At 28.2% G+C, this 22,078-nt stretch carries 23 protein-coding genes and 1 pseudogene; 20 read left to right on the forward strand and 4 right to left on the reverse strand.

What is annotated here, in order from left to right; all coding sequences use genetic code 11:
• Window positions 1–106: 106 nt before the first annotated feature.
• Window positions 107–1,594: a protein adenylyltransferase SelO gene (locus ACY1IQ_RS00135; protein ID WP_461612041.1), complete on the forward strand. Its 1,488-nt coding sequence runs from the start codon at window positions 107–109 to the stop codon at window positions 1,592–1,594.
• An 89-nt stretch (window positions 1,595–1,683) separates the two neighbouring features.
• Window positions 1,684–2,097: an ATP-binding cassette domain-containing protein gene (locus tag ACY1IQ_RS00140; RefSeq protein WP_461612343.1), complete on the forward strand. Its 414-nt coding sequence runs from the start codon at window positions 1,684–1,686 to the stop codon at window positions 2,095–2,097.
• A 137-nt stretch (window positions 2,098–2,234) separates the two neighbouring features.
• Here the strand turns inward: ACY1IQ_RS00140 and ACY1IQ_RS00145 are convergent, their stop codons facing one another.
• The 3 genes and pseudogenes from ACY1IQ_RS00145 to ACY1IQ_RS00155 form a co-directional block, all read right to left on the reverse strand.
• Entirely contained in the window at window positions 2,235–2,645 is a 411-nt protein-coding gene (locus ACY1IQ_RS00145; RefSeq protein ID WP_461612042.1) for a hypothetical protein, read from the reverse strand.
• A gap of 14 nt (window positions 2,646–2,659) precedes the next feature.
• Window positions 2,660–3,057: pseudogene (locus tag ACY1IQ_RS00150) on the reverse strand (transposase); the annotation flags it as partial.
• A gap of 559 nt (window positions 3,058–3,616) precedes the next feature.
• Window positions 3,617–4,150 carry a GNAT family N-acetyltransferase gene (locus tag ACY1IQ_RS00155; protein ID WP_461612043.1) on the reverse strand — a complete coding sequence of 178 codons (534 nt, stop codon included), beginning with the start codon at window positions 4,148–4,150 and terminating at the stop codon, window positions 3,617–3,619.
• A gap of 290 nt (window positions 4,151–4,440) precedes the next feature.
• Between ACY1IQ_RS00155 and ACY1IQ_RS00160 the strand changes: the two genes are divergently transcribed.
• The 16 genes from ACY1IQ_RS00160 (at window position 4,441) to ACY1IQ_RS00235 (ending at window position 19,046) form a co-directional block, all read left to right on the forward strand.
• Complete coding sequence (locus ACY1IQ_RS00160; protein WP_461612044.1) at window positions 4,441–4,800, forward strand: cupin domain-containing protein; 360 nt, start codon at window positions 4,441–4,443, stop codon at window positions 4,798–4,800.
• Window positions 4,801–4,997: 197 nt separating this feature from the next.
• Window positions 4,998–5,627 carry a hypothetical protein gene (locus ACY1IQ_RS00165; protein WP_461612045.1) on the forward strand — a complete coding sequence of 210 codons (630 nt, stop codon included), beginning with the start codon at window positions 4,998–5,000 and terminating at the stop codon, window positions 5,625–5,627.
• Window positions 5,628–5,756: 129 nt separating this feature from the next.
• Window positions 5,757–6,191 carry a GNAT family N-acetyltransferase gene (locus tag ACY1IQ_RS00170; protein WP_461612046.1) on the forward strand — a complete coding sequence of 145 codons (435 nt, stop codon included), beginning with the start codon at window positions 5,757–5,759 and terminating at the stop codon, window positions 6,189–6,191.
• Between the two features lie 213 nt (window positions 6,192–6,404).
• Window positions 6,405–7,202, forward strand: coding sequence for a class I SAM-dependent methyltransferase (locus tag ACY1IQ_RS00175; RefSeq protein ID WP_461612047.1), 798 nt, complete (start codon window positions 6,405–6,407; stop codon window positions 7,200–7,202).
• A 324-nt stretch (window positions 7,203–7,526) separates the two neighbouring features.
• Complete coding sequence (locus ACY1IQ_RS00180; RefSeq protein WP_461612048.1) at window positions 7,527–8,009, forward strand: RNA polymerase sigma factor; 483 nt, start codon at window positions 7,527–7,529, stop codon at window positions 8,007–8,009.
• Complete coding sequence (locus ACY1IQ_RS00185) at window positions 8,002–8,772, forward strand: hypothetical protein (protein WP_461612049.1); 771 nt, start codon at window positions 8,002–8,004, stop codon at window positions 8,770–8,772. Before ACY1IQ_RS00180 ends, ACY1IQ_RS00185 begins: the two co-directional genes overlap by 8 nt.
• A 584-nt stretch (window positions 8,773–9,356) precedes the next feature.
• Window positions 9,357–9,803 (forward strand): helix-turn-helix domain-containing protein, encoded by a 447-nt coding sequence (locus tag ACY1IQ_RS00190; RefSeq protein WP_461612050.1) that lies wholly within the window; start codon window positions 9,357–9,359, stop codon window positions 9,801–9,803.
• Between the two features lie 685 nt (window positions 9,804–10,488).
• On the forward strand, window positions 10,489–11,187 hold the full coding sequence (gene pduB, locus ACY1IQ_RS00195) for a propanediol utilization microcompartment protein PduB (RefSeq protein ID WP_461612051.1): 699 nt from the start codon (window positions 10,489–10,491) through the stop codon (window positions 11,185–11,187).
• Between the two features lie 534 nt (window positions 11,188–11,721).
• The gene (locus tag ACY1IQ_RS00200; protein ID WP_461612052.1) at window positions 11,722–12,375 is read left to right on the forward strand and encodes a pentapeptide repeat-containing protein; all 654 of its coding nucleotides are present in this window, start codon (window positions 11,722–11,724) and stop codon (window positions 12,373–12,375) included.
• A gap of 415 nt (window positions 12,376–12,790) precedes the next feature.
• Complete coding sequence (locus tag ACY1IQ_RS00205; protein ID WP_461612053.1) at window positions 12,791–13,498, forward strand: hypothetical protein; 708 nt, start codon at window positions 12,791–12,793, stop codon at window positions 13,496–13,498.
• Between the two features lie 463 nt (window positions 13,499–13,961).
• Window positions 13,962–14,486 (forward strand): GNAT family N-acetyltransferase, encoded by a 525-nt coding sequence (locus ACY1IQ_RS00210; protein ID WP_461612054.1) that lies wholly within the window; start codon window positions 13,962–13,964, stop codon window positions 14,484–14,486.
• 112 nt (window positions 14,487–14,598) lie between these two features.
• A complete protein-coding gene (locus ACY1IQ_RS00215; RefSeq protein WP_461612055.1) occupies window positions 14,599–15,414 on the forward strand; it encodes a nucleotidyltransferase domain-containing protein in 816 nt (271 codons plus the stop codon).
• A 49-nt stretch (window positions 15,415–15,463) separates the two neighbouring features.
• Window positions 15,464–15,817, forward strand: coding sequence for a DUF6483 family protein (locus ACY1IQ_RS00220; RefSeq protein ID WP_461612056.1), 354 nt, complete (start codon window positions 15,464–15,466; stop codon window positions 15,815–15,817).
• Window positions 15,818–16,464: 647 nt separating this feature from the next.
• Complete coding sequence (locus ACY1IQ_RS00225) at window positions 16,465–16,749, forward strand: serine hydrolase (protein WP_461612057.1); 285 nt, start codon at window positions 16,465–16,467, stop codon at window positions 16,747–16,749.
• Window positions 16,750–16,754: 5 nt separating this feature from the next.
• Complete coding sequence (locus ACY1IQ_RS00230; protein ID WP_461612058.1) at window positions 16,755–17,489, forward strand: serine hydrolase domain-containing protein; 735 nt, start codon at window positions 16,755–16,757, stop codon at window positions 17,487–17,489.
• Between the two features lie 261 nt (window positions 17,490–17,750).
• Window positions 17,751–19,046, forward strand: coding sequence for a S8 family serine peptidase (locus ACY1IQ_RS00235; RefSeq protein ID WP_461612059.1), 1,296 nt, complete (start codon window positions 17,751–17,753; stop codon window positions 19,044–19,046).
• A 564-nt stretch (window positions 19,047–19,610) separates the two neighbouring features.
• Here ACY1IQ_RS00235 and ACY1IQ_RS00240 read toward each other — a convergent pair.
• Complete coding sequence (locus ACY1IQ_RS00240) at window positions 19,611–20,210, reverse strand: class I SAM-dependent methyltransferase (RefSeq protein WP_461612060.1); 600 nt, start codon at window positions 20,208–20,210, stop codon at window positions 19,611–19,613.
• A gap of 405 nt (window positions 20,211–20,615) precedes the next feature.
• Between ACY1IQ_RS00240 and ACY1IQ_RS00245 the strand changes: the two genes are divergently transcribed.
• The gene (locus tag ACY1IQ_RS00245; protein WP_461612061.1) at window positions 20,616–21,059 is read left to right on the forward strand and encodes a GNAT family N-acetyltransferase; all 444 of its coding nucleotides are present in this window, start codon (window positions 20,616–20,618) and stop codon (window positions 21,057–21,059) included.
• Between the two features lie 598 nt (window positions 21,060–21,657).
• Complete coding sequence (locus tag ACY1IQ_RS00250) at window positions 21,658–21,981, forward strand: CGGC domain-containing protein (protein WP_461612062.1); 324 nt, start codon at window positions 21,658–21,660, stop codon at window positions 21,979–21,981.
• The last annotated feature ends 97 nt before the right edge of the window (window positions 21,982–22,078 follow it).

Genomic DNA, 22,078 nt, shown 5'->3' on the forward strand with positions numbered 1-22,078 from the left:
AGGAGTTAAGGTATTATAGAAGTTTATATCTAAAAAATCATAGAAGCTATGATTTTTGTTTCATGTAAAAAGATTGTATAAAAATAAAAGAAGAAAAGGAGATAGCATGAAAGAAAGGGAAGTAGTAATAGAAACAGAAACAGAAACAGGTTTGAACTTGGACAATAGTTATGCTCACCTTCCAGAAATATTTTTTACTAGACAGAGCCCAAGCCAAGTACCTTCACCAAAATTAGTTGCACTGAATTATTCGTTAATAACTTCTTTAGGACTAAATGCTAAGGGACTACAAAGTACTGATGGAGTAGATATACTTGCAGGAAACAAGATTCCAGAAGGTGCTATACCTCTTGCTCAAGCATATGCAGGACATCAATTCGGGCATTTTACCATGTTAGGTGATGGAAGAGCTTTACTGATAGGAGAACACATCACTCCATTAGGTGAGCGATTTGATATTCAACTTAAGGGTTCAGGTGAAACTCCATATTCACGAAGAGGCGATGGTAAAGCAGCACTAGGTCCAATGCTAAGAGAATACATTATAAGTGAGGCAATGAATGCACTGGGTATTGCTACCACCCGTAGTCTAGCTGTAGTTACAACAGGGGAGTCAATAATAAGGGAAACGGAGTTACCTGGTGCAATACTGACTCGGGTAGCTGCCAGCCATATACGTGTTGGTACATTTCAATATGCTTCAAAATGGGGTACAATTGAAGAACTTAGAGCCTTAGCTGACTATACTTTACAAAGGCATTTTAAAGAAGCAGATGATAAAGAAAACCGTTATCTTTTCTTGCTTCAAGAGGTAATCAAAAATCAAGCTGAGCTTATTGCAAAATGGCAACTGGTTGGTTTTATTCATGGGGTAATGAACACTGATAACATGACAATTAGTGGAGAAACAATTGATTATGGTCCTTGTGCCTTTATGGATGCCTATGACCCTGCAACTGTATTTAGTTCCATTGATATTTATGGTAGATATGCTTATGGTAATCAACCTAATATTGGGGCATGGAATCTTGCAAGGTTTGCTGAAACACTGTTACCATTGTTGCATATTAATCAGGAGGAAGCTCTCAAGTTAGCACAGAATGCAATTTCAGATTTTACTACATTGTATAAGCGTAATTGGCTTTCTGGAATGAGAGCAAAACTTGGCATATTTAACGAAGAGCCTGGGGATGAGTCTCTAATTGAAGGACTTCTAGGTATAATGCAGAAGTATAGTGCAGACTATACTAATACCTTCCGTGCATTAACTTTTGATAACATAGAGGATACAGTGCTGTTTGGAAAAGCGGAATTTGATGAGTGGTATAAGTTATGGCAGGAGCGATTAACAAGACAAGAGGAATCAAAAGTCTCCTCAAAGGAGCTTATGAAAAGTAGTAATCCAGCAGTAATTCCACGTAATCACAGGGTAGAAGAAGCACTAAAAGCTGCGGTAGAGCAAGAAGATTATAGTGTGATGGAACAACTTTTAGATGCACTTTCAAAACCTTATGCTCACTCTAAAGAACAGGATTATTATTCTAAATTACCTGAACCATCAAGTTGTCCATACCGAACCTATTGTGGAACCTAATACAAAAGTAGCTAGTAAAATATATTAAGTTTTACTAGCTACTTTTATATAGAAATATAAAAAATGAGCATATATTTGCAGATAATTTTATAAACAATGCTTCGGTATTTTCCTCATATAATAACACTAAAATTAGTGAAATTGTGGATAATTTAAATTTAAATATGCTAGAAGATATAAAATATAAGGAGAATTGTCAACAGTTAAGTGGAGGAGAAAAGCAAATAGTAAATATTGTCCGTATACTTAGTGCAGATACTCCAATATGTATTATGGACGAGCCTTTTTCAGCAATGGATATGAACACAACAGAAGTTTTACAGAATACTTTAATGAGTATAAAAGATAAGACTATAGTTATGGTAACCCATAAATTATCTCAACAACAACTTGAACAATTTGATGAGATCATTCTTATGAAGTCTGGTAAAGTGGTGCAAAGGGGAGCATATAGTGATATCTTAAAAACACTAGAATTTAGAAGGTTACAAGCAATTTCTTAATAGAATGAAATTCTTATAGAACTAGTAGAGTTTTGAAATAATCTTGAGTTTTGGCTTTGTTTTAAACCATTATTGATAATTAAATATAAATCAAAGGACAAGTTCAGACTTGTCCTTCTTGGGATTTAATTCATCTGTTATGAATAATACTCTTTATTGTTGTGTACTTTACTATTTAAATCTTTATTATTTAAATAAAAAATTATCAAGAAAATTATTAAAGCAAAGGCTGTTGCTATTATATCATTTATATCAAATGGGCTATTTAGAAATAAATCGTGGATAATTTCTGAGCCTAAACTCAATAACCAAATAGTCATCGATATTGTAAGAGCGTCTTTAATTTTAAACTTTCTTTTTAATAGTGTAGAATAAGTAATTTCCATTGAAAAAGCAAAAAGCCATGCTGCCGCAATATTTGGAGCAATACCTAATATAAAATTCAATACTTGAATACTATTTAGTGTTGTCTCTCTTAAAATAATTGTTCCAGTCCATGAAATTGCACCAATAACACCTAAAGTTTTAGTTGTTAAAAAATTTTTCATATGAATTCTATCTCCTTTCGTTCAATTCTTAGCATACAATTAGGTTTAATTCCTTTATAAGAATAAGCAAAGAACACTTAGTTTGCTTCAATAACCTCATCAACATGTCCTTCACATAAAAATGTACTTATATAATCAGAAATTTTATATCTCCAAAAGAAACTTGTTGCTATATTTATTTCCACTATTTCAGCAGATTTACTTACAAAGTAGCCATTAAGCATACACTTAACATATTTAAGCCACTTATCTAATGTTTTCTTGCTTTTAAGTTAGTAAAGTCACTAAAACTCTTCCAGTAGGTTCTACAAATGTATATTTGTTTACCATTATATTTATGCCTTAATATATATTCACCATTACAATGAGGACACCTCTTACCTATAGCAAATTTAAACTCTTTAACTTCCTTTATTGTTTTAATTTTCTGTAAACATTATAATTAAAGGAAGTATATGTAATAAATGCTGTTGCAACTTAAAGTTAAAGAATTGGGGAGGACTATGGAATTTATATTTATAAATAATTGGAGGAGAATTAAATAGATAGTTTTTTAAATTTAGATACAATTATAATTTTTTTAGTTTTTATTGCATTAATATTAGTAAATTTATTTCTCATACGTTTTTCAACTAAAAGCTGCAAAATGGATAGGAACAAAAACATATTATTAACTTTGAATACATTTTTTCTAATAATAAACTTATTTATTTTAACTGGTCTAATTATATTAGCATTAATATCTGATTATTGTTTTGGGGCATAAATCTTGTGAAATGTGGCAATTAAATAAACGTGCCATAAAGCTCTATGAATCCTTTGGATATGATGAAGTAGAGAAAAATTTAATGTTCCCAGGTATAACTTTATAATTAAAGAATAGATGAAATAAAGCTTGTATAAAAAGTTTTATTTCATCTATTTTCATTTATAATATTTATTATGAAATTACTTTAAAATTAACAAATTGATTATATTTCAAAAAATGCTTTAGAATATATGGCAGTACCACTAACTCTAGATAATCCGTTAGCTATAAGCTCTAGTGCCATAAATGCATTATCTGGTACTTCGAATGGTGCCTTAATATTATAATTACTAGCTTTTTTAAAACCAAACTTAGGATAATATTTTTCATGACCTAGTACAATTACAGCTTTAAAACCAAGTTCTTTTGCTATCTTATTACCTTCATTTATTAGTTTACTTCCAATTCCTTTATTTTGATAGTCAGGAAGTACTGATAATGGAGCTAATGCTAAAGCTTCATATTCACAATCATGATTTTTAATTAACATTTTAGTAAAAAGAATGTGTCCAACAATAAGGTTTTTATCTTTAGCAACAAGAGAAAGTTCTGGAATAAACTCAGGGCTTCTTCTTAATTTTGATACTAAATTATGTTCACAATGGTCTGTGTGTTCAGCATTTTCAAAAGCTTTTTTAATCACTTCTTCTACAATAGTATAATCTTGTTGTTCTTCTTTATATATTTTAATATCCATGATATATCACCTCTCATTATTTACACTTTTAAAAATATTTTATATGAAAACTAAATTATATGCCACTTATCTTCTATAAGTAAGTTAGCATAAATATGATATGAAAGTTACAAAAAAGTATATAATTTACATTTGATTTGATATAATAGTTGTAAAATTTATACTGTATTTATAGTATAACAAACACAAGAAAAATTTTTAGAGGTTAAATGAAGTTCATTTTATTATTAATATTGATATCAATAGTATTTAATATAATAAATACAGTAGAGTAATGGAGAGGCATAAAAATGGATAAAGTGAATATTTGTGAAAAATTGAGTTTATTTAATGAATATTGGAATCCTAAAATCTTAGGAGAGGTCAATGAATCTTATGTGAAAGTTGCTAAATTTAAAGGAGAATTCCTATGGCATATTCATGAAAATGAAGATGAAATGTTTTATGTATTAAAAGGAAAACTGATTATTAAATTTAGGGATAAAGATATTACTTTAAACCAAGGAGAATTTCTCATTATTCCAAAAGGAATTGAGCATATGCCTGTGGCTGAAGAGGAAGTACATGTAATGCTAATTGAAGCAAAAACAACGTTGAATACTGGGAATGTAATAAATGAAAGAACTGTAGAAAAGCTTGAAGAGGTTTAGTAGATAAATTTATTAACTATCTAAGACTACTATAGATTAGTTGATAATTCAGATGACAATAACATTGAAATAACTAGCAACTATAAAGAAGCTTAGAATGAAATAGTACTAATTATTTTTATTAAAGGTCAATGGCTTATAAATTCAACAGAAAAACTTAAATCATTAAAAGTAATTGTTATTTTAGGAAGGAAAATATGAAGTTTAGAGTAAGAAAAACAATATTACACGGAAATAATAAATTATATATTTATGTACCTTTAGAAATACCGAAGCAGCTTACAGCTATAGACCCAATAGTTTGGGACAAGGCAATACTTGGCAATTCAACTGCCTATGAGTTCCTTAAAAAAATATTTATTCTAGCTTCAAGTTTAGAGTTTCAAAAACTTATATATATTCCAACAAATCCTATAAAATTAAATGAATATAGAGATATATGGGAATATGGAATATTTGATATGGATATTGTACTTATAAATTATCATGGAGCTCAGCTTAAGGCTAAAGAAATATTTAAAGCTATTAAAGAAGCAAATACAATTTCTGAAGAGCTTAAAGATATAACCATCGAAGAAACACATATTCAGTATCCTAATCACTGGTTAACTGATAGAAAATTAACTACAAAGCGGTTTAAAAATCTTTTAATAATTTCAACCAATAGAGATGTATTTTTAAAACTTGCTTGTGATGCTAGTGGTATGACGGGGATGGAGGATGACAAGGAATATAACTTTGATTATCACATTCATGAAGATTTTATTGGCACCTCAAAGGACAATGGATTTAACTTTTTATACTATCATAAAAAAGAAAATATGTGACATTAGCTAAAATATGTTGTTACTCAAGATTAATAGCTATATGTATGTATAAGAAAAAATATATCTATATATAGTGTGACCATTAGTAAAAAATTATATATTTATTTAACTAGAAAGAAGGTAATTTTATTGATATTGTTTAAAGAGATTACGAGGGAAAACTTCTGGGAATGCATTGAACTTAGTGTTACAGAAAATCAGAAAAGTTTTGTAACATCTAATGCAGTTTCAATTGCTCAAGCAAAAGTCCAACCAGAATGTATACCACTTGCAGTGTATGATGATGGTACCATGGTAGGATTTATAATGTATTGTATTGATGAAGATGATGGCGAATATTGGATTTATAGAATAATGATTGACAAAAACTATCAATCAAATGGATACGGTAAAAAAACTTTAGAGAAGCTTTTAGATATTATAAAGGAAGATACGTCACATAATAAGATTTTTCTCGGAGTTCATAAAGAAAGTATTCAAGCTGTAAATTTGTATAAGAGTTTAGGTTTTAATTTTAATGGACAAGTATTTGATGGTGAACACATTATGAGGTTAGACTATTAATTTTAACCATATTGTTTAATCTTAATTATTAATCCTTAATTTCTAAAGATTTAAGCTATTTCTTAATTTTTTATATAGCTTAAAACGTTAAAAATGAAAAGAAGATTTCCTTTGATTTATTTGACATAGAATACTTTATTTGGTAATATGAAACCAGAATATAATTAAGAATGAATATCAATGTCAATGCAATACCAAGGGAGGTATAATAAGATGCAACAAAAATTAAGTGGGGTTCCTGAAACATTACTTATTCCACTTTGGGCTAGAGCAATTGAAACTAAAAACTCAAATCCAATAATAAAAGATTATAAAGCAATAGAAATGATGGAAAATATTGATTATGATTTCTCAAAATTTGATAATGCTTGGATGTCTCAAACTGGAGTTGCTGTACGAACTGAAATTCTTGATAATGCTACTAAATCTTTTATTGATAAAAATCCTAATGCTATAATTATAAATATTGGTTGTGGGTTGGATACTCGCTTTTTAAGATTAGATAATAATAGAATTGTATGGTATGAATTAGATCTACCTGAGCCAATTAGAATAAAAAAACAATTTATTGAGGAAACGGAAAGATACAGAATGATAGCTAAATCTGTCTTTGATTATTCTTGGATTAATGAAATAAAGGTATCTAATGAACCAATCTTGATTATAATTGAAGGGCTATTAATGTATTTTACAGACCAAGAAGTGAAAAATTTAATAAATAAATTAGTGTTATCATTTCCAAATGCAGAAATGCTTTTTGAAACAATGACGCCTAGTATAGTGAAGAGAAGTAATAAACATGACACTGTAAATAAGGTTGGGGTTAGTTTTAAATGGGGAATAAACAGTGGAAAAGAAATGTTAAAATTCAACGAAAGAATTGATTTTATTGAGGAGTGGAATTATTTTGACTACCATAAGGATAGATGGCGTTGGTTTGGCTGGTTGGCATTAATTCCATCATTTAGAAAGCGTTTCAATAATAAAATTGTTCATTTAAGATTCTCTTAATAAGCATCAATACTTTTAAATTTATAAAATAAGGACAATTAAATATTGAATTAACTTAATATATTTAATTAATAACTATAAATGATTTTTATAATACCGTATTATTCAGAAAAGAGTTTTACGGTATTTTTGTTTTACAATTAATTTATAATATGAAGATTATAGTTTTACATCAAATTATTATAAAATAAAGTTAATTCCAGATATTATAAAAAATTTAAATTTAAGTGAAAATTAAATGAACCTTTTAGAAGATATATGCGTCTAACTAATGTAAAGCAAAAAAAGTAGAGCTGCAATTTGCAAGGAAGGGTAGGAGGTCAATTGAATAAAGATACATTTATAGATAAAGTTCTTGAGGCTAAATCTACTTTATATCACGTGTCTAAATCAATTTTGATTCATGATCAAGATTGTGAGGATGCAGTTCAAGGAGCAATTTTAAAAGCTTATAACAGATTAGATACATTAAAGGAAGAACAATATTTTAAAACATGGTTAGTTAGGATACTCATAAATGAATGTTATAGTTTAAAACGTAGTGAATGTCCAACGGTATCTTATGAAGAGTACTTTGAGTTTACTAAGGCCGATGGTAAAAAGGATTATAGCGAATTATATTTTGCAATTCAAAAATTACCAGAGCGCATTCGTATTACAATTGTACTTTATTATGTAGAGGGATACTCAATAGAAGAAATTAAAAAAATTTTAAAAATACCTGCAGGAACTGTAAAAAGTAGATTATCAAAAGGACGAAAGTTATTAAAAATAGAACTAGAAGATATGGAGGTATCGTATGAATAATCATAATTGGGATAATGCCTTTCCAGATACACCAGAAAGTTTTAAAAATAAGGTAAGGTCTACATTAAATAGCTTACCAGATCAAAAGGAGAATTGTGAAATGGAAAATAAAAAATCATATAAAAAAGCATCATTTAGAAAGAGAACTATGGTTGCATTAGTAGCTGCTATGGTAGTAGGAACAACTGTATTTGCTGCAGGAAAAATTGTATCTATAGAGTCACATGGAAGTAATATACCAAATTATACTACCATACCTACAGAAGAAAAAGTGAAGAAAGATGTAGGATTTAATCCTAAATTAGTTAAGGAATTTGATAATGGATATACCTTTAAAGGTGGACATATTTTTGAAGAGACAGGAAGGGATTCAGAAAGAAATCCTGTGTCAAAAGCAAAATCATTGAATTTTGATTATACAAAAGGAAATGATAGAGTAGCTCTTTTTATGGATGATGGAAGATTTGGAGGGGAGCTAGAAAAAGAAAAGATTGTTAATAATTATAATGGTATAGATTTATATTATAATTCATATGACAACAAATTAGTCCCAGGAAATTATGAAATGACAGAACAAGATAAGAAGGATGAATTATCTGGAAAATATGTATTTAGCTTTGGATCTGATAAAATAGAAATTTCTCATAATCAACATTTAAGTTGGGTGCAAGATGGAGTTCATTATTCTTTCTTAGCAGTAGATTCTGATCTATCACAAGATGAATTAATTAAAATGGTTCATCAAGTTATTGATGCTAAATAGGAGTAAGAATACAGATATATTTGAAATTTTGAAAATAGAATAGAAGTATTTGTTTATCACTGTTAAGGGCACAGTATTTATTAAAAATCTATCCTATATTTTTAAGAGTAGCTAGGTTTTATGTATAAATCAGCAGCCATAATGAATTTTGATGTCATTATGGCTTTTTTGTGTGCCTAGTACAGGTATCAACTTGACGGAGAAAATCCATTGTGGACTTGATGGTGGGAAGTACTATAGGGTTCCACAATGAAAATTTAACTAATGTAAGAAGAATCATGTATGATTATACGAAGATGATATAATTGCTATTTGGCAAGAGTAAATGGTGATTATAGTAAAATAGGGCGGAGCAAGTACATAAGAAAGAAATATTTGAAAATGAAGAAATCTATAAGTGTAATAATAATTACTACTTTAGTATTTATTATAGCAATTTATTCATAAAAATATATAAATATTAAATATGAAAATGTTAAGTTTAGTTGACAAATTTCCATCTTCACTTGATAGAAAACATTTTTAGTTTTTAGTATACTATATCTACAAGTTAACTTGAAATAAAAGAGAAGATGGTGATCATTATGTCATTAGGTGAAAGATTGTTGTATTTACGTAAAAAAGCAGGGTTATCACAGGAAGATGTGGCTGAAAAACTAAATGTATCTCGGCAAACAGTAAGTAAATGGGAAACTAATCAAACGGTCCCTGAATTGATTAAAGCAAAATTACTAAGCCAGCTGTACAATGTAAGCTATGACTATCTTATTAGTGAAAGCCATATTGGGGGTGATATTACTAGTATTGAAATGATAGTTGATGAAATTGATTGGACCAGTGCGTGGAGTAAAAAGTATCCTATTTTAGCTTCATATCAAGGTATAGAAGGAATAAATACCTATTGTGAGAAGGTATACGAGTTGTATGATACTTTAAAAAACGAATTCAATTTTAACGATGTGGATACTGTTTTGATTTTAAAAGATATCCTTTACCAAAAATATAAAATAGAAAAAAAGAAAAATAAGTAAAATGAATATTATTTGTGGTAAATTTATTTTACAATCTTATTGAAGTATAAATTAGTAAAAGCAAATAGATTAAAGTATCCAGTATCGCATTATTCAGAAATGAGTTTGCGATATTTTTTTGTCAAAATTCAAATATTTTATGGCTTAATGCTAGCTTTAATAAGTAATTTATGGCACTATATTTATGCACTTTTTTGCTAGAATATATTAGAAATAAATAGAGGTTTAAATTTTCATATTATTTAAAACAATTATAAACATTATACTTAATATGTTATTTAATTTATGTAGTGGTGAACAGTGTTCGTCATTATTATATATCATATACTGAAGACATTATAAATTTATATGATAATGTAATTTGATTTGATTATTATGCGAATCATAACTATTGAAATTGAGAGTACGAACAATGTTCTTTGAGAATTGAATAATACGGTGTAAAAAAGTAGAATTACTTCACATTTATTTGGAAAGGTAATTATCTTCACTAATGAAAATTATGATATAATTACCTTTAGTAAAGTCAAAATAGTAATTCAAATAAAATATATCCAAGAAGTAATAATTACCAAACTATATATTTTGAACAAAATTATGTAAGCAGTAGTAGAAAAAACACTTAGTAAGGAAGTTGTTCAAGTAAGTGAAAATAAGAATGTGGCAGAAAAGAGAGGTACTAACAATGAATACACCATCATTAATAACAGAATTTGTAGGAACAGCAATTGGAGATACCATTGGCTTAGTCATAGCTAATGTTGATTGTTTTCTTCATGAAAAAATGGGATTAGATAAGAAATATCGGTCTATAGGAATAATTAGTGCAAGAACAGGTGCAGGACCACATATTATGGCAGCAGATGAGGCTGTAAAAGCTACTAATACAGAAGTAGTAAAGATTGAAATGCCAAGAGATACAAAGGGTGGAGCAGGACATGGTTGCTTAATCATTCTGGCAGCAGAAGACGTAACAGATGCAAGAAGAGCAGTAGAAGTTGTTCTTAAAGAATTAGATAGAACTTTTGGAGATGTTTATGCATGTGATTCAGGACACTTGGAACTTTCATATACTGCAAGAGCAAGCTTGGCATCAGAAAAAGCATTCGGTGCTCCACTTGGAAAAGCTTTTGGGATAATTGCTGGTGCTCCAGCTGGTATCGGTTTAGTAATGGCAGATACAGCAATGAAAACTGCAAATATTGAGATGGTAACATATGCAAGTCCAGATGCAGGAACAGCACATACAAACGAAGTAATTATAACAGTTACTGGAGATTCAGATGCTGTTAGACAATCAGTAATAGCTGCAAGAGAAATTGGTTTGTCTTTATTGAAAGCAATGGGGCAAGAGTCTCAATCTGCTACTAAACCATATATTTAGCAGATGATTTATTAATCTATTTTTTTTCTTATTAAATAATCTAACTATAAAAAACGAATAATTTACTTGAGCACCGTATTATTCAAATCTGAATTTTACGGTGCTTTTACGTCGTAATACAAATATTTTATGAGGTTGTATTAACTTCAATAAGTGATTTTTATAACATAATATTATTTTATGCAGGGTCGAATAGTGTTCGCCTGAAAATTTAAATCGAATCATATTATTGATATTGGATATGTGGTTAATATTTCAAAACATTAACTTGGCATCAATATTTAAAAATATATTGTTATAACAAATTACATTCATATAATCATAATGTTATAATCTAAATAGATTAGATATGTGAATAAAAACTGGTGAACAATGTTCACCCCTGCGGTATCATTAATTTATATAATGGCTCAATGTATTTTCATTGTTGCTAAGGCAAAAGAGATCTTTTAGTAAGATTTTTTGACGGAAAGCATTTTTTCAAGATAAACCTATTATTCATATAATTTCTATTGAAAGGAAGTAAAGAAAGCCATGAGTATCATCAATCCACAAATTCCAGCAGATCTGATAAAGATAGACGATTTTTCATCATATGCACAGCGATATTTATATGAGGAAATACCAATCATTCAGATAAAGATTTATGAAGAGCATATTGAACATTTTGATTTTTCCAAAGGCGAAATCAATAAAAGTATTTTCGAAAATTGTACCTTCCTTGATTGCAGTTTTGAAGGTGCAAGCTTTGTTGACGTCGTATTCAAAAGCTGTAACCTATCAAACAGCAATTTTACAGATGCATATTTCGAAAGGTGTCAATTTGTTGCCTGTAAATGTGTAGGAGTGAATATGAGCGACACTATTTTCAAGCAGACATCTATACAAGGATCAAATTTTCAGTATTCCTATTTCGATAAAACTAAAATGACAGACATTGCTTTTGAGGACACGGATCTCACCGAGGTATCTATAACTGAAGCCAAATTGAAAAGATTTAAAGCAAAAAATTCGCGCTTTATTAAAAACAACTTCTTCAAGACAATGTTGGCAGGTATTGATTTTACGAAAAATGAGCTTATTGCTCCAACGGTATCTGCTCCACCAAGTGAACTCAAAGGAGCTAAAATCAGCATGGTTCAGGCGTCTGACTTAATTGGCCTTTGGGGAATCATTGTTGAGCAATAATGGGAGATAATTTTTATTGTGAAACTATACAGCATATGAGCAAACCCTTTAATCCATCTAATTGAATATACTAAATAAAATTTGCTTTATGTAGAAGCAGGGTAGATTTGTCTTGATTGGCTCAGTTATCCTGCTTTTACTTTCACCGTCTTTATGTGAGTATATGTCATATAATTTTGATCACTTAATTTGATGATAGCAGATATGAGAAGAAAAACTAGCCAATGATGTTCGCTCCTACAATATTTTAAATAATAAAACATATAGAGTTTCATATAATGGCAGAAATTAATTAAAGAATATTATATTGTACACAAAAATAATATAATAATATACCAAATATATTACAACATTACTGAAACTTAAATTTGTTGATAAGATAAACAAAAACAATGTTTCTATATGAGGGGGAAATATGGTAAATACAGAATTAACAGTAAAACAAAAGAAAGCGGATATGGATCTATATATAATTATTATTGCAACAGTTATAGTTCTAGGAAGTTTTATGATATTTGGAAATCAAATTATGAGCTTTGTAGAAAATAAAAGCATCAATATTATATTACGTACAATGGTTATAGCACTTATTCAATTTGGCATTGCAGGTCTTGGGATAACAATAGTTTCTATTTTGAGAAAGGAAAGTTTTTTAAGATATGGGTTGAAGAAGAAGGGGGCATTAAAGTCAATCATTCTTTCTACAGTTGTGTTCATACCAAATATTATATTTGGATTTGTAACGGGGCAAGCAACTAGGTATTTACCATTTCAAGGTGTGGGTATGACAGAAGAGGTATTAGCAAGTTCATTTCCTGCAAATATAATTGGTATGGTATTAATTTTAATCTCATGGGGATTTTTTGAAGGATTTAATTATGTAGTAATCAGTGAAAAGATTAATATTAGGTACCCAAGTGAAAAAAAGTGGCTGAATTGGGGTGCAATTATTTGTGCTATAATATGCCTTTTAATTCATGGAATGATAGGAGTTACGGCAGAAAATATAATTGAAGGAATTACAGTGTTTATTATTATATATGGTATGCTTATGATAAAAGAACTTACCGATAATGCATGGGGTTGTGTGTTTATTTTTGTGTTCTTATGGAATGCATTTTGATATACAACACTATAGTGCAATCATATGTTAGGAGCTTTCACCCTATTAAACGTCATAATTATTAAAAGAATAATTTCTTAAAATACCGTATTATTCAAAAATGAATTTTACGGTATTTTTATGTTGTAATTTGAAATTTTTTTAACTCAACTACTAAAATTAGAAATATGAATAATATCCTTTGAAAATTAAGCAATGAGGCATTAAAAAGATTATATTACATTATTATGAAATAATTGATATATTTGGACGGAGGTGATATGATTTTAGAAATATAATATACAATTGTTTAATAATATGAAGTAATGATAAGTGATATTATTTAAGTTATTACGCTAAGTCGTTTAATAAATAGAGTTTTGAAAGGAAGTGGCTTATATGGTGAATAAAAATAGTTATAAATCTAAAGGTGTTAGGGGGAGACACATAAAATAGTCCTCCAATAAATTTTAGGAGGAAGTAGATGAATTCAGAGTTGAGTTTATATCAGGTTAAATTGAAGGAAAAAGTTGATTTTTTTTGGGAAAAAAGAGATCAATATATGAAGGAAGATATAATTCCAAATTGCACATTAGGAAATCCACTGAATGAAGAGACTCAAAAATGGTTTTTCTCAAAAGAATATAGAGATCATATAATGAATCTTTTTAGTAGAAATCAGGATCAATTGAATATCTTATTTTTTAGAAAAAATAATGAATATGTTGGATTTTGTGTTTATGTAACTTATATTTCCGAGGACCGAAAGTGTTTCATAGTTGATTACTGTATAGACTCCAATTATAGAAATCAAGGCCTTGGTAAGCAGTTTTTTTATCTTTTAAAAGATCAGGTCATTGCAGAGGGAGCTAAATATTTTGCACTTAATTTATCCAACGAGAATAATCGAAGATTTTGGAAATTTTTAGGGTTTGAAAAAGCATATACTGATGAATATGGAGAAGATGTTTATCTTAACAGAATAAATATGAATTTTATGGAAAATTAAATAACTATTCAGAAATTCAATAGGTTTAAAATTCTTATTAGATGAAATTGGCTATTGAGATAAAGCTAACTAATTTATCAGTTAACAATATAATAGGAGAAAAAATGATGTTATGATACTAAATGAAGTTTTAGAAAATATACAACTATTACAATGTGAATTACAAAAAATAAGTTCATCAATACAGAATGAAATTGCTAGTGTAATTATTGATGGAAGTGTTGTAAGAGGCGACTTTATTGAGGATTCCAGTGATATTGATATTACAATTACAACCTTTTATAAAAATGTAGATTTACAAGTTAAAAAGTCTGTAGAAGAAGTGATAAAAAATATTCAAAGTAAATTGCCTAAAAGAGAATATCCAAGAAAACTACTAGTTTATGATATTCAATGGCAAGACATTAATACTGTAAAAGAATGTGGACAAAGAGAATTAAATGAATGGAGTGTAAATAACATTCCAAAAGGATATCCAAAGTTGTGGTTATATGCTTTTGATAGTATTAAGCATCATGTTGTAATATATGGGGAAGATATAACTCAATTCTATACTAAAATTGAACCTCAATATTTTGTTCCTATTCGCATGGAAAGAATACAAAAATCTATTATGGATTTAAGAGACAGAATTTCTGATTATGATATGAAAAATGGTTCCATAACTCAAATAAAAAATGTTTGGGAAACAATTAGATGTATATGTATTAGTAAAGGATTGTTGAGCATAAAGAAAAATGATGTTTTTCTTTTTTGTAATAAATTATTTTCAGATGAGTCGGATTTAAAAATAATTAAAGATTTATATAATCTTTATTTAAATAAAGAAAATACAAAACTTTTAGAAGGGAATTTTAGAAAGAAATTATTTGATTTTACTATTAGCATAATCGATAGATATTATTTAGAAGATAAGCAAGTGCATTAATTAGCTAAAATAATAAGCTTTTATGAACCAAAATAAAAAGGAGACTACAATGAATAATGATTATATATTAAGATTAGCAGAAGACCTTGGAAAATTTGCTGCAAAGGTACTTTTAGACAAAGATCAAGAAGAATATGGAAATATTAATTTATCTTCATTATCTTCAGAAGAAATACTTCAAATTTTGTTAAAAAAGCTTGTTCTTGAAGGTAAATATAATGAAGCAGAAAATGTATTATTTGAGGAATTGAATAAAAATCCTTCAGATGATTTGGTTAACATAGGAAAAGATTTTTATAATGATTTACTTTCAAAGAGTGATGAAGAACTTATTAAAGGAGATTTCTCAAGGGAAGAAGTACTTCAAGGATTAAAGGATATAGAAAAATTTATTGAGAATTAATATTAAAATCAATTCTTAAATAGATAGCAATTATTAAGATACCGTATTATTCAGCAATGAATTTTACAGTATTTTTATTTCATAATTTAAAGATTCCATATTAAATTTAGTAAGTATTTTATAAAAAATAAATATATTTTGTGTAGGGGCAAACAGTGTTCGTCTAAAAATTGAAGCCAGGTTTTATTATTAAACATTGGGCAGACAGGTAATGTTTAAAAATATTATCTTAATGCCAAGATTGATAAATATGTTATTATGACAAGTTACATCCATATAATCATGTTTTACAATTCAATGAAATTAGATGTGTAAATGGAAACTAGTGAATAGTGTTTACTCTTACGATATGATAAACAATGAAATATATGAAAAAATGTGGTATAAAACAAATTGTTTTTCAAGTTTGGAAGGATTATATCATAACCATGTTATCCACAAAGCTAAAATGATATCATCTATTAAAAATTAATGAGTTATATAATGATGCAATTTGATTATATTGCGAACTAAATAATGTTCTTTGAAAATTGAATAATACGGTACAAAAAATGAAAAATTTGTTATAACAATATAGAGAATGTGGTATAATTCCCTTGTCAGAAAAATCAGATTAGTAATTATTTTCATAGAAATGAGGGGTTTAGTTGAATATACATAAAGATATAACAAGTAAGTTTTGTACACTTGTTGAATACACACAGAAAATCAATGATTTAAACGGTGGTTCTGGAACATCATTGGTTGTTATTCATAAAGATAGAATTGTTACGGAATATTATAGTGGATTTCACTCTCATGATAGAAATGCAAGACCTATTCAGAAAGATTCTCAATTTAATATTGCTTCTGCACGAAAAAGTTATATTGGATTTGCAGTTGCTCTTGCGATCTATCAAGGGAAAATTTCTTCTGTTGATGATTTAGTTTAAATTATATGCCTGAAGTTGACTCAAAAGTAATTGGAAAAACTACTATACGCCACTTGCTCACTCATACTCATGGAATAGATAGGAATGAGAAGGGATATCTTTTTAGAGAATTTCCATGTGGAACAAATTGGGCATATCGTGGAGAAAATATATTAATGCTTTGTGAAATTGTAAGGAGAACAACTAAGAAAACTGTTTCACAGATTATTAATGAGTATATATGCTGTCCTTTAGGATTAAAAGAGACTGGATGGAAAACTGATTGGAATGAACAGTTAGTTTATTCAATTGAAGATAAGGACAAGCTACCTGAGCAGTATCTTGAATCGACGGCAAATGGTGACTTACCTAATATGTTTGTTTCAGCAAGAGAGTTTGCTTATTGGGGATATCTGCACTTGAAGCAGGGGATGATTGATGGAAAGCAAATAACCCCAGAGAAAGTTTTTAAAATGTCAACTTCAGTACAAAGTCCAAAAATGAGAAATAAGGACCTTCCTCAAAACGGATTTCTTTGGTTTACAAAGGATTTACCCGCAAAGTATACCGAAATAGGCGGTTCAGTGCCTATTGGGTCCTATCAAATTGTTGGGGTGAGAGGTGCTTTATTGCTTGTAATACCATCTCACGAACTCGTTATAGCACGTATGTATAACAAACAATATAATTATAGCGGAACTGAAGGATATTTGTATTATTTGAGAGAGTTTGGTAATGAAGTTATGAAATGCTTAAATTAAGATACATTTTTCTTATAAGACATAATTAACTATAAAACTGAATAATTTCTTAAAACACTGTATTATTCAAAATTGAATTTTACGGTGTTTTTATGTTTTAATTTAATTAAAATTCGATGTAACTATTGAATCAAAAGTTGGAGTTGGCACTATGGTAAGTATAAGGTATAGACGTAAGGTAAATGTAAGATAAATTTAACCTCTTTCGATTTCTTCATATGGTTATTAGTACTAAAATGAAGATGATAAGGAGGAAGAATAATGCTAAATAACATCAAGAAATTTAGTCTTAAAAAGAAAGTATTTTTTATACTTGTTATTATCTTAGGGGGACTTTTAATATTTGCCTTCAATTTTCCACTAGGCAAATATGTAAATTCTAAGGTGAATGGAAATAGTGGAATAGCTAGAGTGCCTAATGCTGTGGATTATAAAAGAGGAAAGCTTAAAGAACTTCCTAAATATGATGAAAACTCAGAAGAACTGTGGCAGGTTGATTTAAGAAGCTATGATTTATCAGAACTTAATATTAAAAATAACTTAAAGGATTTAATGTATGCAGATTTTGATAGTAAAACAAAATGGCCTTCTGATATCCCAAAAGAATTTGATAGACAAACTATTATGGAATATGGAAAAAACCCAGGATTGAATTTAAGAAAACTTCATGAAAAAGGTATTACAGGAAAAGGAGTGAGCATGGCTATTATTGATCAAACTCTTTTAGTCAACCATGAAGAATATAAAGATAGATTAAAGTTTTATGAAGAAATTCATAATTATGAAGAGGGTGGTGCATCTATGCATGGGGCAGCTGTTAGCTCTATTGCAGTGGGAAAAACTGTAGGTGTTGCACCAGAAGCAGATTTATACTACATTGCAGATACTCATGGAAAAGCTACTTTAAGTAATATGGTAACTGGTCTTCGCAATGATTTTAAGTATTTAGCAAAATCTATAGATAGAATTATAGAAATAAATCAAACTCTACCTCAAGAAAAAAAGATAAGAGTCATTTCTATGTCTATAGGATGGAATAAAAGGGAAAAAGGAGTTAATGAGGTAGAGTCAGCAGTAAAAAGAGCTAAAAATGAAGGCATATTAGTGGTTTCTTCAAACTTTGAAAAACATTATGGAGTTAAATTTGGGGGACTTGAAAGAGAAAGTATGAAAAATCCAGATGATTTTAAAAATTATGAGCCAGATTTATTTTGGAAAGATGAATTTTTTAAAAATTACGAAGCATTTAATATAGAAAAGACCTTTATGATACCAATGAGCAGTAGGTGTACTGCATCACCTACAGGAAACTCAGATTATGTATTTTATAGAGACGGTGCAATTAGTTGGGTTGTTCCTTATGTATCAGCTTTATATACTTTATGCTGTCAGGTAAATTCTAATATAACTCCAGATGAGTTTTTAAAAGCAGTATTAGATACAGGAGATGTAGTGGAAATAGAGAAAGAAGGGAAAAAATACAATTTAGGTAAAATAGTAAATCCAGAAAAGCTTATAGAAAAAATATCTTCTCAGGAATTAAAAAATCTTAATTAATTCTCAATTAGAATAGAAACCTTATGTCACATTATTTGTATTTAATGCAACAACTAAAAAACTAATAATTTACATGTACACCGCATTATTCAATTTTGAATTTTGGGGTGTTTTTACGTTAGATTTCAAATATAGAATGAACTAATTAAGAAAAAATGTTCTTTGAAAATTGAATAATACGGGATTAGAAGAATCATGAATATTATCAAGAGAACTAATTTGTAGATAATTTAAAGTTAAAGCCTTAACTACGTTTAAGTATAAGAAATAAATTATGTTAAAATCTAAATGATTCAGATTTTAATGAGTATGAAATATTGTAGTTAAAATTAAATAAATAAATTTGCAAGACTCAAGTTTGAAAGATACTTGTAGTGTACTTTATTTACTAGAATATCACTTAAGTTAATAATTTTAAACAGAAAAATAATTAATAGACAAAAAGAAGGTAGTTCAATATCTACCTCTTTTACTTTTGTTAAACTTATAAAAATTTTTTATCTCTATTAAATATATAACCTTATATTATGCATAATTAAAAAATTAATATTAAAAGGAACGTTATTAATTTAGAGCCACGCTAAAGAAAATCTCATTATACACAATACACTTCTTAAATCTTTTGAGAGATTTAATTTGCCAAGTATCATCTTTGAATATTTTAACATATTCTTCTTTTGAGCGGATAAATTTCCCCTTATCAAAAAATTTCATTGCAAAGTTACTTAATTGAGAATCTTTAAAGAAGCATGGCTCAATTATTATAATTTCACCAGTAGGTTTTAAGACTCTTCTAAATTCGTTTAAGTAATTTGTTATATCATCTTTGTTGATATGATGTAGTACTGCAATAATTACAATATAATCTATAGAATTAGAGGAAGCAGGTAAATTAACTCCATCAAAAGAATTAAACTTATATGGATAAAACATTTTTTTAGCGTAGTTAATTCTTTTTTTATCATAATCTACTCCTAAGTAATCTTTAGGGTTAAACATTATGCTATTAGATCCTATTCCGCATCCAAAGTCTAATATACTTTTGTTTGTGAAATTATAATCATCAAGTATAAATTTAAGTTTATTTTCTATGTATTTTTCAGTAAACCATTTTGGTCTAACAAAATAATGATAGAGTCTAGGTGATAACTCCAGTTTAATCACATCCTTTTTAGTTCATTTATGTAAGTAGTATTTCCATTTATAAGTTATTTTATCTAATGAAATGAAATGTAACTATGTAATAAAATGATAATTATAAAATCACAATTTTATAAATTTATTCGTCTGTAGATAGCAATTTAGAATTCCGAATTTTTACAGTCAAAACTGCGAACTCTAAAATTGTATGCTTAATCAAAAAACAAATAATTTACTTAAATACGGTATTATTCAGAAATGAATTTTGCGGTATTTTTGTTTCGCAATTCAAATATAGAATGAACTAATTAATAAAAATCTTCTTTGAAAATTGAATAATACGATATTTGAAATTATGTTATAAAATGGACATGTTTTAGTTACAATTGTATAATTATATGCAATAAATATATTAAGGGGTAGATAATTATGAGTGAGATTTTTGATATTTCTTATAGTGACATTGACATCATCAAGGACCTTTGGGAAAAGAACAGGTTCTATCATCAGAATAGTTCAGAATACTTTAAAGAATCATATCGCTCCATTAGCTTTGATGAAAGAATAAAGGCTTTTTCTATGTTTAATAAAGATACAATGAAAATAACTGTAGCTAAAAGTAATGACAAATATATAGGATATTGTATATCAACCATAGTGGATGGAACGGGAGAGCTTCAATCACTACATGTTGATGAGAGTAACCGAGGTAATGGAATCGGGAGGCAACTTGCATCCAAACACATAGAATGGATGAAGGAAATGAATGGTAAAGTGATTGGGGTAACTGTATCCCAGGAGAATGAATCAACGATATGTTTTTATAAGAAGCTTGGATTTTATCCTAATACCTTATATATGCAACAAAAATAGAAAAGTTATAAATGGATTATTTATAAAATACCCTATTATTCTGAAATTGAATTTTACGGTATTTTTATTATGTATAATTGATTCCAAATTAGAATTTGAGAGGGAAATTTCAAATAACTATTGCCATTTGGATTACAATAGTTGCTCCTCTTTTATGCGCTTTAGTTGATATCAATAAAAAAATAAATTTCCAGTTTGTTGATGAGCTTATTAGTTTGCATATCATTAAGTTAAAAACATAAATAACATATTAGAATATCGCGCTATTCAGAGATGAATTTGCGATATTTTTTACGTCACAATTTGATTATATTGCGACGTAATTAATAGAATTAAAAGTACGAACGATGCTCTTTGACAAGTGAATAATGCGGTGTTGGCGAATATTGTTATTTTACATTTATTATAAAAGCAATCCTTAATCATAATGTAAATGTGGTATAATTGCCATTAGTTAAATCAAAAGAGTAACTAATTACGTCTCAATCCTATATAAAATAACAAAAAATTACGTAGTGAAATACAGGAAGATTTTCTGTTGTTAAAAGTGTTATACTACTCGCATAAAATAAATTTGTATAAGGAGTTGTTTATAATTATGAGTAAAATTGGCATTATAAATTGTTATAATGAGAGTAGAGAATGTTCAAGTTTTGGATGTTTTAAAGCTTTTAATGATAGAGAGGCATCCTTTAAAAATTATGATTGCAATTCAGAAATAATATGTTTTGCTCACTGCAATGGGTGCAGTGAAAATTCTGTGAATCAAGTATTGGATAGAGCAAGAATAATGAAAAAAAGAGGTGTTGATGCTATTCATTTAGGTACATGCATAAAGCTTAAATGTCCTTTGTATAATAAGATTATTGAGTCTTTAGGCAATGAAATTGATATTGTAGGATATAGTCATGATGTTGAATAGAATTTTAGGGACTTTCTTTTTATTGACATTCATATTCCAATAAATGTATTATAGATTATTAAAGTAGTAAGCTTTTCAACCGAAAAAGTGAACAATT

Source organism: Clostridium sp. Marseille-QA1073 (assembly GCF_054863625.1).